This is a genomic window from Paraburkholderia lebeckiae, assembly GCF_050436225.1.
In the GTDB taxonomy this organism is placed as follows: domain Bacteria; phylum Pseudomonadota; class Gammaproteobacteria; order Burkholderiales; family Burkholderiaceae; genus Paraburkholderia; species Paraburkholderia tuberum.
Genome location: NZ_JBNDLU010000002.1, coordinates 1,492,479 through 1,510,595, shown reverse-complemented (window position 1 = coordinate 1,510,595; position 18,117 = coordinate 1,492,479). Strand labels below are relative to the sequence as shown.

General features: G+C 60.2%; 19 protein-coding genes and 3 pseudogenes. 12 read left to right on the top strand and 10 right to left on the bottom strand.

Annotated elements, in window-relative coordinates; genetic code table 11:
- Nucleotides 1-12: 12 nt before the first annotated feature.
- A complete protein-coding gene (locus OKW45_RS21660) occupies nt 13-810 on the bottom strand; it encodes a DNA adenine methylase (RefSeq protein WP_429471003.1) in 798 nt (265 codons plus the stop codon).
- 359 nt (nt 811-1,169) lie between these two features.
- On the opposite strand from OKW45_RS21660, the gene OKW45_RS21655 reads away from it, so the two are divergent.
- Nucleotides 1,170-2,171, top strand: coding sequence for a DUF4917 family protein (locus OKW45_RS21655; protein WP_429471001.1), 1,002 nt, complete (start codon nt 1,170-1,172; stop codon nt 2,169-2,171).
- 177 nt (nt 2,172-2,348) lie between these two features.
- Here OKW45_RS21655 and OKW45_RS21650 read toward each other — a convergent pair whose 3' ends face one another.
- Nucleotides 2,349-3,011: a uracil-DNA glycosylase gene (locus OKW45_RS21650; protein ID WP_429470999.1), complete on the bottom strand. Its 663-nt coding sequence runs from the start codon at nt 3,009-3,011 to the stop codon at nt 2,349-2,351.
- Nucleotides 3,012-3,191: 180 nt separating this feature from the next.
- Here OKW45_RS21650 and OKW45_RS21645 point away from each other — a divergent pair.
- Nucleotides 3,192-3,458, top strand: a pseudogene (locus OKW45_RS21645) (helix-turn-helix domain-containing protein).
- On the opposite strand, the gene OKW45_RS21640 reads toward OKW45_RS21645, so the two are convergent.
- The gene (locus tag OKW45_RS21640; protein WP_429470997.1) at nt 3,455-3,814 is read right to left on the bottom strand and encodes a DUF736 domain-containing protein; all 360 of its coding nucleotides are present in this window, start codon (nt 3,812-3,814) and stop codon (nt 3,455-3,457) included. The pseudogene OKW45_RS21645 and the gene OKW45_RS21640 overlap by 4 nt on opposite strands.
- A 1,260-nt stretch (nt 3,815-5,074) precedes the next feature.
- Between OKW45_RS21640 and OKW45_RS21635 the strand changes: the two genes are divergently transcribed.
- The 4 genes and pseudogenes from OKW45_RS21635 (at nt 5,075) to OKW45_RS21620 (ending at nt 8,188) form a co-directional block, all read left to right on the top strand.
- Nucleotides 5,075-5,908: a DUF932 domain-containing protein gene (locus OKW45_RS21635; protein WP_429470995.1), complete on the top strand. Its 834-nt coding sequence runs from the start codon at nt 5,075-5,077 to the stop codon at nt 5,906-5,908.
- A gap of 114 nt (nt 5,909-6,022) precedes the next feature.
- Nucleotides 6,023-6,364, top strand: a pseudogene (locus OKW45_RS21630) (ParB/Srx family N-terminal domain-containing protein); the annotation flags it as partial.
- 371 nt (nt 6,365-6,735) lie between these two features.
- Nucleotides 6,736-7,506: a hypothetical protein gene (locus OKW45_RS21625; RefSeq protein WP_429470993.1), complete on the top strand. Its 771-nt coding sequence runs from the start codon at nt 6,736-6,738 to the stop codon at nt 7,504-7,506.
- Nucleotides 7,507-7,669: 163 nt separating this feature from the next.
- Nucleotides 7,670-8,188 carry a hypothetical protein gene (locus tag OKW45_RS21620; RefSeq protein ID WP_429470991.1) on the top strand — a complete coding sequence of 173 codons (519 nt, stop codon included), beginning with the start codon at nt 7,670-7,672 and terminating at the stop codon, nt 8,186-8,188.
- A gap of 48 nt (nt 8,189-8,236) precedes the next feature.
- Here the strand turns inward: OKW45_RS21620 and OKW45_RS21615 are convergent, their stop codons facing one another.
- From OKW45_RS21615 to OKW45_RS21595, 5 genes are all read right to left on the bottom strand, one after another.
- Nucleotides 8,237-8,911 (bottom strand): hypothetical protein, encoded by a 675-nt coding sequence (locus OKW45_RS21615; RefSeq protein WP_429470989.1) that lies wholly within the window; start codon nt 8,909-8,911, stop codon nt 8,237-8,239.
- Nucleotides 8,904-9,596: a nucleotide-binding protein gene (locus OKW45_RS21610; protein WP_429470987.1), complete on the bottom strand. Its 693-nt coding sequence runs from the start codon at nt 9,594-9,596 to the stop codon at nt 8,904-8,906. The genes OKW45_RS21615 and OKW45_RS21610 overlap by 8 nt, the downstream gene beginning before the upstream one ends.
- Nucleotides 9,597-9,605: 9 nt before the next feature.
- Complete coding sequence (locus tag OKW45_RS21605) at nt 9,606-10,070, bottom strand: hypothetical protein (RefSeq protein WP_429470986.1); 465 nt, start codon at nt 10,068-10,070, stop codon at nt 9,606-9,608.
- A gap of 165 nt (nt 10,071-10,235) precedes the next feature.
- Nucleotides 10,236-11,462 carry an ISL3 family transposase gene (locus OKW45_RS21600; protein WP_429470553.1) on the bottom strand — a complete coding sequence of 409 codons (1,227 nt, stop codon included), beginning with the start codon at nt 11,460-11,462 and terminating at the stop codon, nt 10,236-10,238.
- A gap of 890 nt (nt 11,463-12,352) precedes the next feature.
- A complete protein-coding gene (locus OKW45_RS21595) occupies nt 12,353-12,553 on the bottom strand; it encodes a hypothetical protein (protein ID WP_429470984.1) in 201 nt (66 codons plus the stop codon).
- Between the two features lie 53 nt (nt 12,554-12,606).
- Between OKW45_RS21595 and OKW45_RS21590 the strand changes: the two genes are divergently transcribed.
- Entirely contained in the window at nt 12,607-12,756 is a 150-nt protein-coding gene (locus tag OKW45_RS21590; protein ID WP_429470982.1) for a hypothetical protein, read from the top strand.
- 98 nt (nt 12,757-12,854) lie between these two features.
- Here OKW45_RS21590 and OKW45_RS21585 read toward each other — a convergent pair.
- A pseudogene (locus tag OKW45_RS21585) lies at nt 12,855-13,758 on the bottom strand (LysR family transcriptional regulator).
- 124 nt (nt 13,759-13,882) lie between these two features.
- On the opposite strand from OKW45_RS21585, the gene OKW45_RS21580 reads away from it, so the two are divergent.
- The 5 genes from OKW45_RS21580 to OKW45_RS21560 all read left to right on the top strand — a co-directional run bounded on the left by OKW45_RS21580 (nt 13,883) and on the right by OKW45_RS21560 (nt 17,128).
- The gene (locus OKW45_RS21580; protein ID WP_429470980.1) at nt 13,883-14,293 is read left to right on the top strand and encodes a (R)-mandelonitrile lyase; all 411 of its coding nucleotides are present in this window, start codon (nt 13,883-13,885) and stop codon (nt 14,291-14,293) included.
- Nucleotides 14,290-14,775, top strand: a complete 486-nt coding sequence (locus tag OKW45_RS21575; protein WP_429470978.1) for a (R)-mandelonitrile lyase — start codon at nt 14,290-14,292, stop codon at nt 14,773-14,775. The genes OKW45_RS21580 and OKW45_RS21575 overlap by 4 nt, the downstream gene beginning before the upstream one ends.
- A gap of 91 nt (nt 14,776-14,866) precedes the next feature.
- The gene (locus tag OKW45_RS21570; protein ID WP_429470976.1) at nt 14,867-15,565 is read left to right on the top strand and encodes a carboxymuconolactone decarboxylase family protein; all 699 of its coding nucleotides are present in this window, start codon (nt 14,867-14,869) and stop codon (nt 15,563-15,565) included.
- Nucleotides 15,566-15,686: 121 nt separating this feature from the next.
- The gene (locus OKW45_RS21565) at nt 15,687-15,908 is read left to right on the top strand and encodes a tautomerase family protein (RefSeq protein ID WP_429470974.1); all 222 of its coding nucleotides are present in this window, start codon (nt 15,687-15,689) and stop codon (nt 15,906-15,908) included.
- A gap of 17 nt (nt 15,909-15,925) precedes the next feature.
- Entirely contained in the window at nt 15,926-17,128 is a 1,203-nt protein-coding gene (locus OKW45_RS21560; protein WP_429470972.1) for an MFS transporter, read from the top strand.
- A 204-nt stretch (nt 17,129-17,332) separates the two neighbouring features.
- On the opposite strand, the gene OKW45_RS21555 is transcribed toward OKW45_RS21560, so the two are convergent.
- The gene (locus OKW45_RS21555; protein ID WP_429470970.1) at nt 17,333-18,097 is read right to left on the bottom strand and encodes an SDR family NAD(P)-dependent oxidoreductase; all 765 of its coding nucleotides are present in this window, start codon (nt 18,095-18,097) and stop codon (nt 17,333-17,335) included.
- Between the last annotated feature and the right edge of the window lie 20 nt (nt 18,098-18,117).

The window sequence follows — 18,117 nt, the reverse complement described above, 5'->3', positions numbered from 1 at the left end:
TAAAGATCCATTTCAGTAGTTGGTCACGAGGAGTTCTTCCGCCTTTCCGCGATGCCCGCAGAAACCGGCGACGTTTCTGTGTACATGCAGGCTGCGAATGTTCCACCCGCGTGCTCTTAACGGTTCATGCAATGCGCTCGACGACGAGTATGAAATCAGGATCTTTGCCCCTCGATCCGATGCTGCAAGCGTGGCATCGATAAATCGAACGAGGTCGCGGTCCCGAAAACTGTCTCGCCCGTATTCGCCGCGATCCCTCTTTCCGGAAGTGGAATACGGTGGATCCATGTACACAAAGTCCCCGGAGCGCGCCTGCTGCAGGACGGGTTCGAAATCGTCCTGCACGAGGTCTGCATGTCGCAGGTGGCGCGCAAACGCACAAAATTCCTCTTCAGACGGAATATGAAGACGGCCCCGGCCACGAGGCACATTGAACCTTCCAGCCCGATTCGTCCGGTAGACACCGTTGAAGCAGAAACGATTGAGGTAAATAAACCTCGCAGCCTGTGAGCGTTTGCTGAGAGTTGCCTCGTCAAGATTGCGCAAGTAGTAGTAGTAGTCCGGCTCAGTCGGCATCGCATTTATCTCGCGCCAGACTGCATGCGGGAACGCCCTGACACTCCTGTACGTGGCAACCAGCGAGCTGTTCACGTCGCCCAAGATCGCTGGACAAGGCGCAAGACTCAGGTAGAGCGCACCGGATCCCGCAAAAGGCTCGATATAGCGTCGAAACTTCGACGGCATTGCCGCCTGGAGCACGTTCAGGATCGGCCGCTTGCTACCCGCCCATCGGATGATCGGTGTTGTCAACGCGCCTCCGCGCTTGTTGGTCTGTTAGCGCGCTATTATAGCGTCCACAGGTCCTGCCCTACTCACCAGTCACGCGGTACGACATGCGCCGGGGGACGCAGTCCGATGGGCCCGCCTAGCTGCTCTGCATGAGCCGTCGTGACCGAAAGGCTACGTGCCTCAGGCCGAAGCAACGGCGACGGTGCGCGGCCCATTGCACGATTGCACGCGTTGCCCGCCGCCAGTCGTTTCCCTCTGGCTCCCGAGCCAGCCAGCGCGCCGTGACGCTCAATTGACGCGGGGGACTTGCGTCGGCGCGCCCGCTCTTACATGGGCTGCGCTGCGGCCGTCGGAAATCCACAACGAACGCAAAAAGGTCTATGCCAATCGAGATACTGCCCTGGGACCGGTTGGCTGGCGCCTATCGGGGTACCATCCTCCTCGGTAATGGAGCAAGCATTGCTGTGAGCCCAAGCTTTTCGTATGGATCGCTGTTAGGCCATGCAAGAGCCAACGGTCTGATGACGCCGGACATCCAGCGTCTCTTCGAGTTTTTCGGGACTTCGGATTTCGAGTTGATTCTGCGCAATGTCTGGCAGGCATCGAACGTGAACCAGGCATTGCGAATATCTGACGACAGGACTCGTGACGCATACCATCACGTCAGGGATTGCCTTATACAAACGGTTCGCGACGTTCATCGAGAGCACGACGCGGTCCGCGAACAGCTTCCTCGGCTCTACGATTTTCTGAGGTCGTTCGATACGGTCATTTCCCTGAACTACGACCTTGTGCTCTACTGGACCCTGACTTTCGGCCTTGATGTTGACGATGCACACGCGTTCAAGGACTGCTTCGTCCGTGGCGGCCGTTTCGACGACAACTGGCAGCGGTTCAGGGAGCCCATTGGTCGGGAGCGATCGACCTCGCTCGTCTTCTACCCACATGGGAGCCTCGTCCTGTGCCGAAACCGCATCGAAGAAGAGATGAAGATTCACAACCAGGAGGCGGGCCTGCTTCAGGCCATCCTGAACCGATGGATATCCGGGGAAGTCGTGCCCCTGTTCGTGAGCGAGGGCACATGCGAGCAGAAGTTGGCTTCGATTCAAAGCAGTTACTACCTGTCGACCGTATACCGCGAAGTATTACCGTCTGCTCGGGAGTCGCTGGTCATCTACGGCTGGGGCTTCGGCGATCACGACATTCATTTGCTGCGACGGATGAGGGCATCCGGCATACGCAGGGTCGCCGTTTCAGTGTTCGGCGGCGATCAGGCCTATTGCAATCGGGTGTCCCAGATCATCTGGAATGAGCTGGGCGCCAGAACCCACGTGGCGTTCTTCGATTGTCAAAGCCCGGGATGCTGGAACCATGTCGCGTAATTCTGAGCCGCTTTCGCGAGGCGGCAGTGGGGCATTATTCAATGCAATCAAAACAATCTCTTACGGGGCCGCGGCCGATATACGGTCGAGGATCTGCATCGATCGCAGGGAAAGCTCCAGCATGGACGCCAACTGCGTCTGTCGAGCGACCTCGTATTCGTCAAGGGAAGTAACGAGTCAAAACAGTGAGTCGGCCCTCGCCGAATGCCCATACAGATCGGCGATCTGCTGCTGAAACTGCGTCTGTCCTCCATAGCTGGGATGTCTCACGCAGATCACAGGCACGGAACCGGTTATGCGATTCGCCGCGGCTGCGGCGTCGTTACCGATGGCAACGATCCGGGCCGGCCGTAGCAGGACGATGAGTTGCTGCAGCAGTTCTTCCCCGGCACGTCGTTCGCGGGCATTATGTTGCCGGTTGGAGAAGGGATCGCCCGCATCATGCGGATGAAGCGGGAAGACGTTCCACAGGAAAATGCGGGCATCAATGTGCTCCAGCATGTTCCATATCACCGCGGCAGTCCGTTCCGACACCGCGCTGCCTTTCGTCGGGCGCTCTTCGGAAAGCTCAAGATTCCATCGTCTGGCATGCTGACTGATATGAACGTCGTCGGTCAGCGCCAGCCCTGTACGACGCCCTCCCCGGTATCCGAGGTCCCGCCCGATCCAGATTGCGTCCACTGGCTCCTGCACCGCGCACCGCACCATGGCAGAAAGCGCGGCTGCGCGGCGACGCGGCGCGTCACGCCGGTCACGCACTTCGCAACGATCCGAATAGGGGTTGAAACAGTCTTCAAACTGCAGCGAGGCCACTGCCTCAACAAACGGATGGATCTTCATTCCTTTGACTCAAGTGGCAGATAGGCAATGGTACGTTGTTCCCGATTACCAACGATCCAGCCAAACAGCGGATTGTGGCCGGCAGCGACACAAGCTGGATCGCCGGTCCGGCGCACCTCCGGTCAAACCCTCGGTCTGTTCTGCCACCTCAGGCGCATCGCAGCGATGCGGACCTGACTCATGCCTCAACGCTGTATTGGGTCTGCTCCGCAATCTCAAACTGAACCGGCCGCTGCGTTTTCTGCTGCATGGCGCACGAAACGCGGTGTCGCGCAGGAAGACTTGGCCAACCAGGCCGGCATCGAACGCTCGCACCTGGGGCGAGATCGAGCGCGGCGAGCACATGCAAGGCTGGTGCTCATCCTCAAGATTGCCCGCGCGCCCGGATGCTCTTCGGTGGATTTGATGGAGGAGACGGAAAGCCGTCTGGCGGCTTCCCGCTCCTAACGCAAAGGCGCCCCCCGCAAGGGGCGAGGCGCTCGCGCCAGCCCGCAGGCTGCCGACTTGCTGCGCGACCAGATCAGGTTGTGCGTATCATCGTCTTCCTCGATCAGACGGGCGTAGATCGTCGCCGGGAACGAAGGATCGTCAAGGGTCACGGACAGGTAAGGCCGCTCGGCCTGACTGACTGTCTTCCACGCCGCACCGATATCGTAGCCGCCGGCCGCCTGGATGCGGAAGTCGGGGGCGTTCTCGCTGGTCTTGTCGTTGGGGACGAACTTCACCTTGACGTTGAGCGTCAGGGTGCGGACGGTGCCGGTGAAGCCATCGTTCTCAGCGGTGAAGGTGCCGATGTTGGCCATGATGCCTGCTCCTTTCTGGTTGGCAAGGTCGCGCCCATCGCGTCCTTGTTGTGATCCGATCGGCGGGGGTCGGGCGGGCTGCACCACCTGCGGTCGAAACGCAGTGGAGAACCGGAAGGCGCAAAGAATTTGTCCCGCGAGGAAGGCGCGCGGCGCCGGGAAAATTGTTTGCGCCGGACGGTTGCGGCCAGGAAGCCCGAGGCGCAGCCATGCCCCCGCCAGGATTCACAACAAAGCAAGGACGCATGGGACGAAGCTCCCGAAAGGAGCCGCGGCCCACCCGGCTCACTGCGCAATGGCTTCGGCGGTTTGTACCCTGACGCGGGCAAGGCCCACACCCCAACGACAGGCGGGAGCGTCCCTGCCGCAGCGCGCGGCATTGCAGAGAGGTGCGGCGTGGAAGCTCCATGGCAAGGCCGGGCGGCGTGTCCGTGAACCGTCCTTCGTGACGGACGAAGCGTCAGCATCGAGGACGGCACGCTTTTGCACAACCTGTCGTAGCAAGTCAGGCCGTAGCCACCTGCGCCCCGCTCTTCGCGGCAGAGCGCCTTCAAAACCTTGCCCGTGTCAGCGGGCACCGATTCGCTATACCTCACGCCTGCCGGCCCTGGCCTCTCGAACTCCATTCCAGCCCAGCGTGATGATTGAGCTGATGATGCTCGCGACACCTCCAACTTTCAGCAGATCCATCCAGCCGCTCTGCTTCAGGTACCCAATCCACTGAAGCGCCATATCCGCTCCCCTGTTTTCACGTCGCCAACAGTACGCGGCCCTTGCCTTCCGGCCGTCCACGCCATTCTGGAACCGGAGACATCCGCTTCGTCAGACGCCTGAAGCCTGACTCATTTCGTACTGGCGGCAAGGTTCATGGCGAAACCCGATTTTCCTCAATCACTTGCAGTTCCGTCCAGAAAGTTATTCACAGCGTTGCCCCCAAAAACTGTGAATAACCAAGGCTTCGCAGTTCTTCCCGTCGAACTCGTGCCCTGGCATCTGCCTGGTCCCCAGTTTCCTGCCCTGTCCCGCGACCGTAGTCGAAGGCGGGGCGGCGTCAAGGGGCGAGGGACCGTGTTGCCCGCACCATCCCTCGCCTTTTTCCTTGACACCGCCCCGCCTTCGACTCCTTGGGTCGCACGGGCAGGAAACCGGGTGCCGGGCAAAAGCAGAAGCCAACCCCGAGTTCCACCGGGAGGGTTTCACGCGCAAGCGGCAAGGCCATCCCACAGCCCGTAATTCAACCCTTTTGCTGTGGAGATTGCCATGCAACTCGCCTCTTCTTTCCGTCCCGGCTCCCCGGCGCTCCGTTCCAATGCGCCGCTGTCCGACGATCAAATCCACCGTGTCGCCCCGTCGATCTTTGCCGAAGGCAAGCACGACAGCCGCTCGGATCGCTACACCTACATTCCCACCATCGACGTGCTGCGCGGTCTGCGTAATGAAGGTTTCGAGCCGTTCATGGTCTGCCAGACCCGCGTGCGCGACGAGAGCAAGCGCGAATACACGAAACACATGCTCAGGCTTCGCCATGCCGACACGATCACCGGCGACGAAGCCAACGAAATCGTGATGCTGAATTCGCACGATGGCACGAGCAGCTATCAAATGCTGGCTGGCGTCCTGAGATTTGTCTGCCAGAACGGCATGGTCGCAGGCGACAACGTGGCCGAGATCCGCGTGCCGCACAAAGGCAACATCGTGCAGAACGTGATCAACGGCGCATTCGACGTGCTCGACGGCTTCGACCTGATCCGCGAGCAGAAGGAAGGCATGCAGGCCGTGACCTTGAACCGCGACGAGCAGACCGCCTTCGCGCGCTCCGCGCTCGCGCTGCGCTACGACCCGACTGACGCCACCGCTCCCGCGCCAATCACCGAACATCAATTGCTCTTTCCGCGTCGCTTCGAGGATCGCCGCGACGACCTTTGGACCATTTTTAATAAGGTCCAGGAAAACCTCACGAAAGGCGGATTGCGCGGACGTTCGGCCAGCGGGCGCGCGATGTCCACCCGCCCCGTGACCGGCATCGACCAGAACGTGAAGCTGAACCGCGCGCTGTGGATGCTCGCTGACGCCATGCACCGGATGAAGGCATAACCCCCACCGGAGGGGGATGCCGATCAGGCCACCCCTCCATTCATTCGATCAGGAATCCTCTCCGGGTCAACGCCTGAACGCATCGAGTGAAGTGACCCGGAACCTGTCTTTTCTATCCGGAGTCAATCATGGAAACCCAAGCCATTTACCGTCATCGAAACTGACGATACCCCGGCAACGCCCCTACTCGAAACGGATTTCGGTAACGAGCAGCCGATTGTCACTGTACCGTATTCATCCCTGCGGAAATCCCCGCTCAACGCGCGCACGAAACCTCTCGCCGGGATTCCGGGCCTGGCCGACAATATCGCCGCGAAGGGCCTGTTGCAGAATCTTGTCGTGCATGAACTGCGTGGATCGCGCGGCAAGCAACGCAAGCTCGGCGTCTGCGCCGGTCAGCGCCGCCATGCCGCGCTCGACCTGCTGCACGCGGACAAGCGCATCGGGGACGACTACGCGGTTCCCGTGCGCATCGTCAGCGAAGGCGAAGCCCTCGCCGTGAGCCTGATCGAAAACAGCCAGCGCGAAGGACTCGACCCGTTCGATGTGCTGCGCTCGTTCAGGATGCTGGCCGAGGAAGGCCGCAGCGTGGACAATATTGCCGCGCTCTTTTCTGCCGCGCCGCTCACGGTCAAGCGGCGTCTCAAGCTCGCCAACGTGTCGCCCAAACTGCTCGCCCTGCTGCGAGAGGATGGGATCACCCTCGACCAGTTGACGAAATGCAAGAACGGGTCTGGTTCGACGCACCGAACGACTGGCAGCGTGCTCCACAGTATCTGCGTCAGTCCATCACGCGGACCGAGATTGATGCGAGCCGCAGCCGTCTGGTGCGGTTCGTCGGGCTGGAGGCCTACGAAGCAGCGGGGGGATACGTGCGGCGCGACCTGTTCAGCGATACCGAAAATGCCGGTTTCATCGCAGACGCCGAACTGCTACAGCATCTTGCGGGCGAAAAGCTCGAAGCCGCTGCGGAGGCAATTCGTGCCGAAGGGTGGAACTGGACGGAAGCGCGCATCGAACGCGACGTGCTCGAACTGAACCGCTTCGCCAGACTCGATCCGCTCGACCGCCACTATACGGAGGACGAGCAGCGCGAAATGAATGCCCTGACCGCACGGCAGGACGAACTGGCGGAACGATACGATGCGCTCGCGGAGGACGACGAGGACGCCTACGAGGAAGGCGAACGGATCGAACCCGAACTGAACGAAATCACCGCCGCGATTCAGGCACTGGAAACGCGCACACAGGTATTGGACGCACAACAGATGGCCCAAGCGGGCGCGTTCGTTATCCTCGACCCGCAAGGCAATCTGATTATCGAGCGTGGACTGGTACGCCGCGAAAGCGACGATGGGCACGACGACAGCGCAACTCCGGTCAGTCAGGCCGTCGCCGCGCTCAAGGAAGCGAACCGGAAAGCCAAGCCCATTCATAGCGCGAAACTCTGCCAGCGCCTGAGTGCCCACCGCACCGCCGCCGTTCACGCGGAACTGATCGCGCAGCCGTCCGTCGCCCTCGCCGCCCTGCTGTTCCGGCTCGCGCCGGTCGCCTTCCCGAACGGTACGGGCACGCCAGCCGGGATTGTCTCGAACTGAACGCAACCAGCAACCATGATGCGCTGCTCAAGGCCCTGACGACCTGTCCGCCAGCACCGCATGGAGCGTCATCGACGCGCAGCGCCAGCAGTGGCTCACGGCCCTGCCCGCGCGACTGGCCGACCTGCTGCCGTGGCTGGTCGAGCAGGCCCCCGGCACGACATTGCTCGATCTGCTCGCCTTTTGCACCGGCACCCTGCTCGATGGGGTCACCGGCACGGATGGGCCGCACGCGATCAACGCCCTGAGCAACGTGCTGCAACTCGATATGACCCGGTACTGGACGCCGACCCGCGCCTCGTATTTCGATCACGTCAGCAAGGCGCGTATCGTGGATGTCGCCAGGCAGTCGGTGTCGCCCAAGATCGCGCTTGACCTGAGCAAGATGAAGAAGGGCGATGCCGCCGCGTCGGCTGAATTGCGGCTCGCAAAATCCGCGTGGCTCCCGGAAATGCTCACCGATCGAGAGGTGCCGGTCACACACGTCTACGGTGTGATGAACGACTCCGATGAGAACGATGCGAACAACGGGCAGGAGACGGAAGAATCCGACCCGGCTGAGCCTACCGACACGGGATCGGGCGATCCGGCCGACACCGCGAACGACGATACGCGTCCTGCGTGGCCCTCCCCAACTACGGCATCCATAAACAGCCATCTCGCAACACGGGACGCTGCATAACCCGCGACTTCCTCGCCCCGGCAACGGGGCGAGGTTTCTTCCTGTCTGTCACCGGCCCACATGTCCTGCCTGCGCGGCATGCACGCCAGCCCACCAGCCAGCGCACGCGCCTGCTCCCGTCACCAACAGCAGAACAACCAGCATGCCTCCGAGCAGACGGCGGAATGTGCGCACTATGTCACGCGTCGCCACCTGTCCCGCGCCATTGACCTGAGCGATCACGCCATCCATCCGCGCCCGCTGTTCGCGCGCAGCGACAGCCGACAGGCCGACCAGACGGTTTCCGGCCATGCGCGCAATCCTGCCCGCCGCCCGTTCGGCCAGCATCGTCAGCGACTGGTCGTTCAATGTCGCCAGTGCGACCCGATAGCGCGCCTCGTGCTCCCGGGTCATTTCCTCGGCCAGCCTGATCGTCTCCTTGCAGCGCGCGAGCGCGTCGCGATGCTGACGCATCAGGGCGTCGGTCGCCGCCTCCGCTTCCCGGCGCACGGTATCGAAACCACCATCACCCGCGCGCCGGATGCGCTCGGGCATCGCCTCATATAGCCGCGCGTAGTATTCGAGCACGGCAATGACCGACCATAGCGCATCGTTGTCGCGCAGGTTCAGCGTGCCGGACATCCGGCGCATGCGCAGGAGGCTGGCGTCGTCGGGCACTTCGCCCGTGACATCGAGGAACAGGCGGGCGAGCGTATCAGGCAACTTCGCCCGTCTGTTACGCATCGGCCGTCACCTTGGCGAACATGGCATCGCATAACGAACGCCAGCGCAATAGTTCGACCCGCTCGCCGATATGCATCGTCTCCGCTGCCTTGCGGATCGACAGACGCTGACTGCGAAGCTCGTCGGCAACGCGATCCGCGAGATCGGGAAAATCGAGCGAATGGCCTCGCGTTTCGATGGAGCGGCGAAGCTGCGACCCCTGATACAGGGTGAACTTTTCCGCCGAACCGAAATAGCCATTACGCACGACGTTCGTCACCGCGTCCGGGAAAGTCCGGCTGAAAGCGTTCAACAGTTCAAGGCTGTCGCGTTGCCGGTTGATCACCCACAGTACAACAAGCTGGCGTCGAAGCTCGTCAAGCGCACCGGCCAGTGTCGCACCGAATTGCGCCACGCCCGTCTGACTCCGCGCCGCCGTGTTGACGACGATTGCGGCGTCCCGGTGCTCGTCGCAGAAATTGACGAGGCCGATCCAGCCGTTTGCATCATCCAGGTTATATGCGATGCAACGCATCTCGTCCTGCACCGCTTTCATCACGTCTGGATTGGAGGTATCGGTTTCCACCAGGGCCGCATGAATCTCCCGCCGTAGCAGATAATCGGCCAGCGCGAGCGCAACAAAACTCTTGCCCACGCCGCCCTTACTGCCGCCAACGATATAGATAGGGTAAGTCGTCGTATCCATTTGGATCCTCTAAAGGTTCTCGGTGTCGGGCGTGATCTCAAATGAGAACGCGTCGCGCATCACCATGGCCCCCGGCTTGTTGACTACCTTTTTCCCATCCTGCCCTTGATTCTTGCGGGCATTTTCCGCGCGCTGTACGTTGCCCTGGTTTACTTTCTTCGTGCGAGGCGACGGTGCGGCATCGCCTCGTGCAGATTCCCTTATCGCCTGCCGGGGTGGCTTGCTTTTCTTCGATGGATATAACGCGTATTTGACAGAGCCAACGCTAAATTCGACGCCCTTGCCTCTTGCATGCTCAACGATTTCTTCCAGCGTATATCCCTTTTCCTTCACCGCGCCGATCACCATCCGCATCTCTTTCATCGCATCGGTGATCGAGACGCGCTGCTCAGCCTCCGGCTTGACAGGCAGTGATTGGAGAGAGTGGACAAGCTCATCCCATTGCGCACGTGTATAGCTCTTCGCAACAGGCATAAGTCGCTCCATCCCGCTTTCTTCAATTCATCTTGTCCGCTCAGGAAAGCTCCGTCAATACCCGTTTCTAGCTAAAATTTCGCTGCCGGAATGCCATGGAATTAGCGAGATTGCATCGGAATAGAAAAAATATGGCTCTTTTGAAAGTGGAGTGGGTTATGCGGCTCACGAGGCATGCGGGTTGATGCTGGAGAAGTCGAGTTTGCCTGCGATGAGAAACAGGACCGTTCGCATAGTTTCGAAGCGAGCGTATCCGCGTGCCTTGCGCTTGGCGGCCTGAAACAGTCCATTGATGGCTTCGATGAATCCGTTGGTCTGGCGGGTCTGGGTCCAGGCGACGATTCCGTCGAAGTGTCGGCGAATCAATCGCACCACATCCTTCATCGGTTCGACCTTCGAACGCATAACGTTGGTGCACCACTGCTGCAGCATGTCGGAGACGACATTGATTTGCTTGCGCTCGAGAATCTCGCGCAGTTGCTCGCGATATAGCCATGCGCGGGCGGTGCGCTTCGTGGTGTACTGACTGACGAGCGCCTCGAGGTCGGTCAATTGCGCCAGGTTGAGTTTGTTCGCGTCTTTCAGCAGCGTCCAGCGCATGCCTTTGAGTTCCGGGTCGACTTTCTGTTGTTGTCGACGCACGGTATCGAGCGCCTTGGACGCGTGAGCGACGACGTGAAACTTGTCGAAGGTCAGCCGCGCATCGGGCAGATGTTCGTTGACTCCCTTGATGAAAGCCGGCGACATGTCGATGCTGACCGAATCGACTTGCTCGGGCTTGCCACCATGCTGGCCAAGATAAGCCGCGAAGCGTTCAATTGTGCCGGCATCCTTGCCGGTCGTCACGAACACGACGCGCCGCGCCTGCATGTCGGCCACCAGTGTCAGATACTCATGACCGCGCCGGTACGAGGTTTCGTCAATCGCCACCATCGTCACCTCCGACAGGTCCGCCGACGCGAGCGCCAGTTCCACATAGCGCGAGCAGATGGCATGCACCCGGTGCCACGACAGGTTGACGATGCGCGCCACGGCAGCAAACGGCATCTGCTGAGCGAGCATCAGCACAAGCGCCTCGAACAGCAACGTGAAGCCGCTGAGTTGGCCGACCCAATCAGGTTCCACCAACCGTACCGAGCCGTCCGGCAAACGCACACGCGGCACACGTACTTCCAGAAAGCACTCGTGCTGAAAGAAATTCAAATGGCGCAGACGCTTGATTTGCGTGTCGTGCACGGGGTGCTCGCCGGCTACGTCAGCATAGGCAAACCGGCTACCCGCGACGAAGTCCACGGCAATCGTGAGCTGGCGTTTGCCGGTATCAAAGTCGACGCTTTGTACGTACCACGGGGCCCTGATTCCCAAGGCGGCTTCAAACAATTGGTTCGTCATTATTCGTTTCGTCTTGCATGGCTGGTTGCACCATTCTGCCGCAACCAGCCATGACTCAGCTTATCGAATCAGTGCGCATCAAGGGTTCGCTGCGCCGGGCTTACGCCCGCCCTTGACCCGCCAAACCACCCATTGAGAATTCAAAAGAGGCAAAAATATTTTGGTGTGTCGGCCACGTGCGACAGACTCCGATAGATAGCCTGAAAAAAATTCGGAAGGGATGCAGGTAGACATCACCACTGCGCCGACAGCAACACGACAAGCTCGCAGATTTTTCCTCTTACCCTACAGACTCGCGACAGCCCCGCCTGCATACTCTCGGGAACGACCTCACGGATTTTGGAAACAGAGCAGGCTGCCGAAGCAGGATCGATCTTACGGATTCGGGGCATGTGATTGCCGACTGCAGCGGCACGCCTCGCGGACATCCGGCATCCAGCTATCGACCATGGACCGGACTACCACGCAGGAATCGGCCTGCGCCGTATACAGACTCGATCAGTCGACATCACAGACTGGCGATGAGGAAGTATGCAGTCCAGCAACAGAAGGCCACCAGACTCATGGCGTGTCGCCCGCGGACTCCCCTGGCAACCTCGCGGAATATCACGGTCGACCTCGCCGAAAACGTTTGGATTGGGGCATTAAAAACAACATAAAAACGAGGGATGGCAGGATAGGCTATCGCCGGTTTCAGGCGCCCAAGGGGCCGACGCTCGAATTCCAGAGTTTCATCCGCGCCGCTTCCGAGTCGTCATAGTGCTCGTCGCAGTTGCATTCGTCGCCGACGCACTGAACTGAATGCCCAACACTGAGCCATACACAAAACACGACAATACGATAGCCGCTGCAGTCAATGTCGCCGCCAAGTTCAAATGTCGGGGTCTGCGCTAAATTGAAATGTCGGGTTTTATCGTGTTTTTTCTTATGTTTTTGGGCTGGGCGGCGCAGCCGCCTGATACCAGACCGGCCACACCGGCAGCCTCGTAGCGCAGCACCAGACGTTCATCCTGACGGACGCTCAACGCAAGGCGGTCCGCTGCCTGGCCCGGCTTCAGACGCCGCTCGCAAACAGCCTGTACCACTTTCAACCTTCAACCGGTCCAGCTCGGTCATCGACATGGTGATCGTCCCGGATGCGTTCATGGCCAGCGCTCCTGAAGAGATACTGGCCGCCAGCCTGAACCCGCAAACACGACATTTCAATTTAGCGGAAACGCGACATCTGAACTTTGGACTAACAGTCAAAATTTTGCTCATTACTTTTATGTCAAATTTTATGGCAGCTGAGTAGCTCTTGTAGCCCGATCGCTCGCTTGCCCAAGGAGCTATGGGACAGAGCGGCACTTGCGGACCCACTCTTCGATTGCATGAAAACGAGATCTGTGCCTGTCACGGTGCTCGCCTTCGGTAACCAGACTTCAATGCGTCCACGACGAGTTCCACCAGCCCTCGATGATTTGCGGCGGCTCGGATAATAGACATGGTGCCCGACGAAAGTGGGAAACCACTCTTCCAAAACCCAGACAAGACGTTCCGCTTCAACATGCGGCTCTACAAGATCTCTCGGAACGTATGCGAGCCCGAAGCCGGCGAGCGCTGCCTCGACCATCTGATAAACGTTATTGAATGTGAGCTGTCCCTCAACGCGAACCTGTAACGCACGCCGTCCTTTGCTTAGCTCCCACGCCAGGAGGGAGTCTCTTGTCGGCAGTCGCAGATTGATGCAGTTGTGCCGCGTCAAATCCTGCGGCGTCCTGGCTCGTGTTGCGGTCTGCAGATAGGCGGGAGATCCCACGATCGCCATCGTCATATCCGGTGCAATACGCACTGCGATCATGTCTTTGGCTACTTGATCGCCGAGACGCACGCCGATGTCACAGCGATTTGCGACCAGATCTGAAAGCCCGTAGTCGTTCACGAGTTCGATCTTGATTTCTGGATATTGGCGGAGCAGCGTCTGCACCCGCGGCCACACGTAGGCGTTCGCCGCGTAATCCGTGGCGGTGATCCGGACGGTTCCTGCCGGCCGGTCTGTCATCGCGCGCAAAGATTCGAGTTCCGCCTGGATTTCCTCGATCCGTGGGCCGATCGACGAAAGCAATCGCTCCCCTGTCTCCGTCGGCGACACGCTGCGGGTCGTGCGCGTAAGCAGTGGCACGCCCATGCGCTCCTCCGGAGCCCGCACCGTGCGGCTCAACGCGGCCTGCGAGACGCCCAACTGGGCGGCCGCCCGAGTGAAATTGCGCTCACGCGCAACTGCCATGAACGCCATGAGATCGTTGAAGTCTTCCATCGATTAATGCACCAAAGCATAGGCCCATGCCAATTTTGCCATCTAGTCGCATGAATGGCGAGGCGTTAGATTATGGTCAGGCAGCACGACGCATGCGTCGCCAATTTTGTGAGGAAGAAACGTAATGGAACTCAAGCGCGCGGGCTCGCAGCCCTCAATGAAAGGCCCCGAAGAATGGTTCACGGGCACAGTGCGGATCGATCCACTGAACGCTCCGCCGCCGCCCGCGCGGGTTTCATGCGCAAGCGTCACCTTCGAGCCTGGCGCGCGTACCGCATGGCACATGCACCCGCTCGGGCAGACGCTGCTCGTCACGACGGGTTGCGGCTGGACGCAATGCGAAGGCGAGGCGCGTGTCGAGATTCGTGCGGGCGACGTCATCTGGTGTCCGCCTGGTCACAAGCACTGGCACGGCGCGACATCGACGACCGCGACGACGCATATCGCCATTCAGGAAGCGCTCGACGGCAAGAACGTCAATTGGCTGGAGAAAGTGACGGACGAGCAATACCTCGGTAGCGGCGATCAGAAATGAGGAAGCTCGCGGCAGCCTTGGTCTTTTCAGCGCTGATATGGGCTCCGCTAGCGGCGTATGCCGCCGTTGCCGAGCCGGCGGGCATAACGGTCGCGCAGAGCGGGTCGCAACCGTCCGCCCAGGGTGGCACGCCGCGCTTTGCTGGTCAGGTGCGCATCGATCCGCTCTTTCAACCGCAGTCGCCTTCGCGCCTGTCCGGCGGCATGGTCACGTTCGAACCGGGCGCCCGCACTGCCTGGCACACGCACCCGCTCGGGCAAACGTTGATCGTCACGTCCGGTCGGGGCTGGATCCAGCAATCGGGCCGCGACCGGCAGCAGATCGTAGCCGGCGACATCGTGTCGATCCCCGCTGGAGTCAAACACTGGCACGGTGCGACCGCCACCACGGGCATGACGCATATCGCGCTTCAGGAGTCGCTTGATGGCAAAAACGTCGACTGGCTCGAACAAGTCACGGATCAGCAATACACCGGGCCGTAACAGGCAAATGCGCCACTTGTCCCGACATATTGCAGCGGCGGGTCTCGCGATCCTCGCGTCCGCCTGTGCCCATACGCAAAGGACTGAATCCATGCAAGCCCCCTCCCTCGCCGACCTCAAGTCGGTTTCTCCCGCTTTCGAGCGCTACACGACGCAGACTGTGTTCGACGGTCTGTGGAAGCGGCCGCAACTCTCGCCGCGCGACCGGAGCATCGTGACTCTCTCGGTGCTGATCGCTCGCGGTCAGACCGTCGAAATGCCGCTTCATTTCAGGCTCGCGCTCGACAACGGCGTGAAACCCGCCGAGATTTCGGAAATGATTGCACACCTGGCTTTTTACTCGGGGTGGGCCAACGCAACGGCCGCTTCGGGCGTCGCCAGGCACATCTTCGATGAACGCAGCATCGACCCCGATCAGCTTGCGCCTGCCGACGTGACGCTGCTGCCGTTGGACGAAGCGGCTGAGAAGCAACGCGCACAGATGGTCGGCGAGAACTTCGGAGCAGTCGCGCCTGGCGTGGTCGAGTACACGACGGATTCGCTGTTCCGCGACCTGTGGCTTCGTCCGGGGCTTGCGCCGCGCGACCGTAGTTTGGTGACGGTGAGTGCGCTCGTCGCAAATGGTCAGGTCGCACAGATTCCCTATCACCTGAACCGCGCGATGGACAACGGGCTGAGCAAAGACGAAGCGTCCGAAGTGCTGACGCACCTGGCGTTTTACGCCGGATGGCCGAACGTTTTTTCAACGATGCCGGTGTTCAAGGATGTGTTTTCAAAACGCCCGGCGTGAGCCATACAATCGAGCTCGTGAGCGGCGTTCGCCTGCTTCCTGCAGTACCGGCGTATAGGCCTGGCTGCGCGATGTGTGGTTTCGCACGGTCCTTCGTTTCAAATTTCTGGAGGAAGCTGTAATGCCGCATGTCATCGTTAGGGCCTGGCCCGGAAAGACAGAGGAACAGAAGCAACGCCTGGCCGAAGCAATCACCCGTGATGTGATGGACATCCTCGGCTACGGGCAAGAGTCTGTCTCAGTCGGATTTGAGGAAGTTCCACCGGACCGATGGAAGGACGAAGTCTATCGCCCGGACATCGAGACACGTGCTCAGACGCTTTACAAGAAACCCGAATACTGAATGAAGAGGCGCATCGTATGGCTGAGTCACCCTTGGCGGAAGCCGACGGGCAGTCCGTCGCTGCAACGCTGATGCCGGTAATGACCGCGGTGCTCGCCGGTTTTATCATCATCGGCGTAGCGCTTCCAGTACTGCCCTTACATGTGAACAACGATCTGAGCTTCGGTCCATTCGTTGTCGGCCTCGTGGCTGGAGCGCAATTTGCCGCGTCGCTCTTCTCGCGAGTCTGGGCGGGATCTTATTCTGACAGACGCGGTGCAAAGCGCGGGATGCTGGTCGGTCTCATTGCCGCGGCCGCTGCAGGGCTACTGTACTTGCTCTCTCTCGCCTTCGTGAAGGTGCCGGAGCTCTCCGTCGCAATCCTCCTTATCGGTCGTGCGGTTCTGGGCGGTGCGGAAAGTTTCATCATTACTGGGGGCGTCGCTTGGGGGCTGGGGCTCGTCCCCAGGCAACATGCCGGGAAAGTGATCGCCTGGGTGGGAACAGCCATGTTCGCAGCCATGTCGCTGGGCGGGCCCATTGGGACCATCCTTTACACCTCGTTCGGATTTTTAGCGATCGCGCTTGTCACAGCGCTACTGCCGTTGATCGTTCTTGCCTATCTCGTCCGGATGCCCGCAGTCGCGCCGCAAGCACACGGCGAGCATGCGCCCTTCAATACGATCATGAAAGCCGTGTGGCTGCCCGGCCTCGGCGCGGCGCTCGCCAGTATCGGCTACTGCGCAATCCTGGCGTTCAGTTCGCTGTTCTTCACCGACATGCACTGGCAGCCTGTCTGGATGGCCTTTAGCGCATTTGGCGTCGCACTGATCGCGTCGCGCGCGATGGGAGGCCATCTTCCCGACCGGTTCGGAGGGGCGAAAGTCGCAACTGTGTTCGTCATCGTCGAGGCGATAGGTTTGCTGCTCATGTGGCTGGCTACAACGGCTTTGGTCGCGTCTGCAGGAGCGGCCGTTGCCGGCTTCGGTTATTCGCTCGTTTATCCGGGACTCGGCGTCGAGGCAGTCAGCGGCATAACGCCGAATAATCGCGGAATGGCGATGGGCCTCTACACCGCCTTCCTGGATGTGGCGATGGCAGTAGGAAGCCCGGCCCTCGGATGGATCGGCGGGCACGCCGGGCTGCGTGCGATCTTCATGGTCAGCGCGGTGATCGCTGCCTGCACCGCTGGTGTGGCCATCCATATGCTTCGCAAACCAAATCATCCCATAGCCGCGTAACTGCATAATCGACCGGTTAGTGCTCCCCCGGCGCTTGAATCGTGCTCTTCCTCTCGCCGCGAGTTGGCGTGTGGACGTTGCCAGCACGTTGTGTAGCGCCAGCCGGAGCAGCTTCGCCTACGGCGGCATTACCATTGAAACCCACAAACGGAAGTGTCGCCCCTAGGCCCAACCTCGAAACCCATCCCCGCTGAATCACAACATTCAGACGGCTGGAATGCACGCCGTCTGGCCACCGTCGACAGAAATAACCGCACCTGTCATAAAGCTGGCATCGTCCGTGAGCAGAAACGTTGCTACCGCCGCAATCTCTTCAGGCTGCCCCTCGCGACCAATCGCGTGAGCTGCCCGAATGCGTTTTGCTTTTTCCGGATCGTCGAACATATAGGCAGTAAAAGGCGTTCTAATCATCCCGGGGGCAATTGCGTTGACCCGAATGCCGTAGGGACCAAGTTCTGCTCCCATAGTCCGCGTGATACCAGAGACTGCGAACTTTGAAGCGACGTACGGCAGTCGATTCGGAACGCCCATGATGCCTGCCCCGGACGAGATGTTCACGATAGCTCGTGAAATTTTGTCATGCTGGACGGCGCGTGAAAAAGCCTGGCACATGAGAAAGGTTCCGTCCAGATTGACGGACATCACCTTCCTCCAGTTTTCCGCCTCACAATCCAGCACATTACCCACCCCTTTGATGCCTGCGCAATTGATCAAGCCGTGAAGATTTCCAAACTTCCTCTTCGCCCCCGCAACGAACGATTCCACCTGTTCACCGTCGGACACGTCGAGGGTCGCACTATAGACGCGAGCATCATCGCTCAACTCCGTTACGAGCTTGTCAAGCCCGCCGTTGTCATGGTCTGCGACGCCGATTGATGCACCCTCTACCCAGAGTCGTCGGACACATGCAGCTCCTATTCCGCTAGCCGCGCCCGTGATCAAAACTGCCTTTCCTTCGAAGCGATTCATGGTTGTGTACCTCGTGATAA

Coding starts and splice junctions, on each gene's coding strand:
- OKW45_RS21655 (WP_429471001.1), top strand. CDS start 1,170: ATGCCAATCGAGATACTGCCCTGGGACCGGTTGGCTGGCGCCTATCGG.
- OKW45_RS21650 (WP_429470999.1), bottom strand. CDS start 3,011: ATGAAGATCCATCCGTTTGTTGAGGCAGTGGCCTCGCTGCAGTTTGAA.
- OKW45_RS21640 (WP_429470997.1), bottom strand. CDS start 3,814: ATGGCCAACATCGGCACCTTCACCGCTGAGAACGATGGCTTCACCGGC.
- OKW45_RS21635 (WP_429470995.1), top strand. CDS start 5,075: ATGCAACTCGCCTCTTCTTTCCGTCCCGGCTCCCCGGCGCTCCGTTCC.
- OKW45_RS21615 (WP_429470989.1), bottom strand. CDS start 8,911: ATGCGTAACAGACGGGCGAAGTTGCCTGATACGCTCGCCCGCCTGTTC.
- OKW45_RS21610 (WP_429470987.1), bottom strand. CDS start 9,596: ATGGATACGACGACTTACCCTATCTATATCGTTGGCGGCAGTAAGGGC.
- OKW45_RS21605 (WP_429470986.1), bottom strand. CDS start 10,070: ATGCCTGTTGCGAAGAGCTATACACGTGCGCAATGGGATGAGCTTGTC.
- OKW45_RS21600 (WP_429470553.1), bottom strand. CDS start 11,462: ATGACGAACCAATTGTTTGAAGCCGCCTTGGGAATCAGGGCCCCGTGG.
- OKW45_RS21590 (WP_429470982.1), top strand. CDS start 12,607: ATGGCCAGCGCTCCTGAAGAGATACTGGCCGCCAGCCTGAACCCGCAA.
- OKW45_RS21580 (WP_429470980.1), top strand. CDS start 13,883: ATGGAACTCAAGCGCGCGGGCTCGCAGCCCTCAATGAAAGGCCCCGAA.
- OKW45_RS21575 (WP_429470978.1), top strand. CDS start 14,290: ATGAGGAAGCTCGCGGCAGCCTTGGTCTTTTCAGCGCTGATATGGGCT.
- OKW45_RS21570 (WP_429470976.1), top strand. CDS start 14,867: ATGCAAGCCCCCTCCCTCGCCGACCTCAAGTCGGTTTCTCCCGCTTTC.
- OKW45_RS21565 (WP_429470974.1), top strand. CDS start 15,687: ATGCCGCATGTCATCGTTAGGGCCTGGCCCGGAAAGACAGAGGAACAG.
- OKW45_RS21560 (WP_429470972.1), top strand. CDS start 15,926: ATGGCTGAGTCACCCTTGGCGGAAGCCGACGGGCAGTCCGTCGCTGCA.
- OKW45_RS21555 (WP_429470970.1), bottom strand. CDS start 18,097: ATGAATCGCTTCGAAGGAAAGGCAGTTTTGATCACGGGCGCGGCTAGC.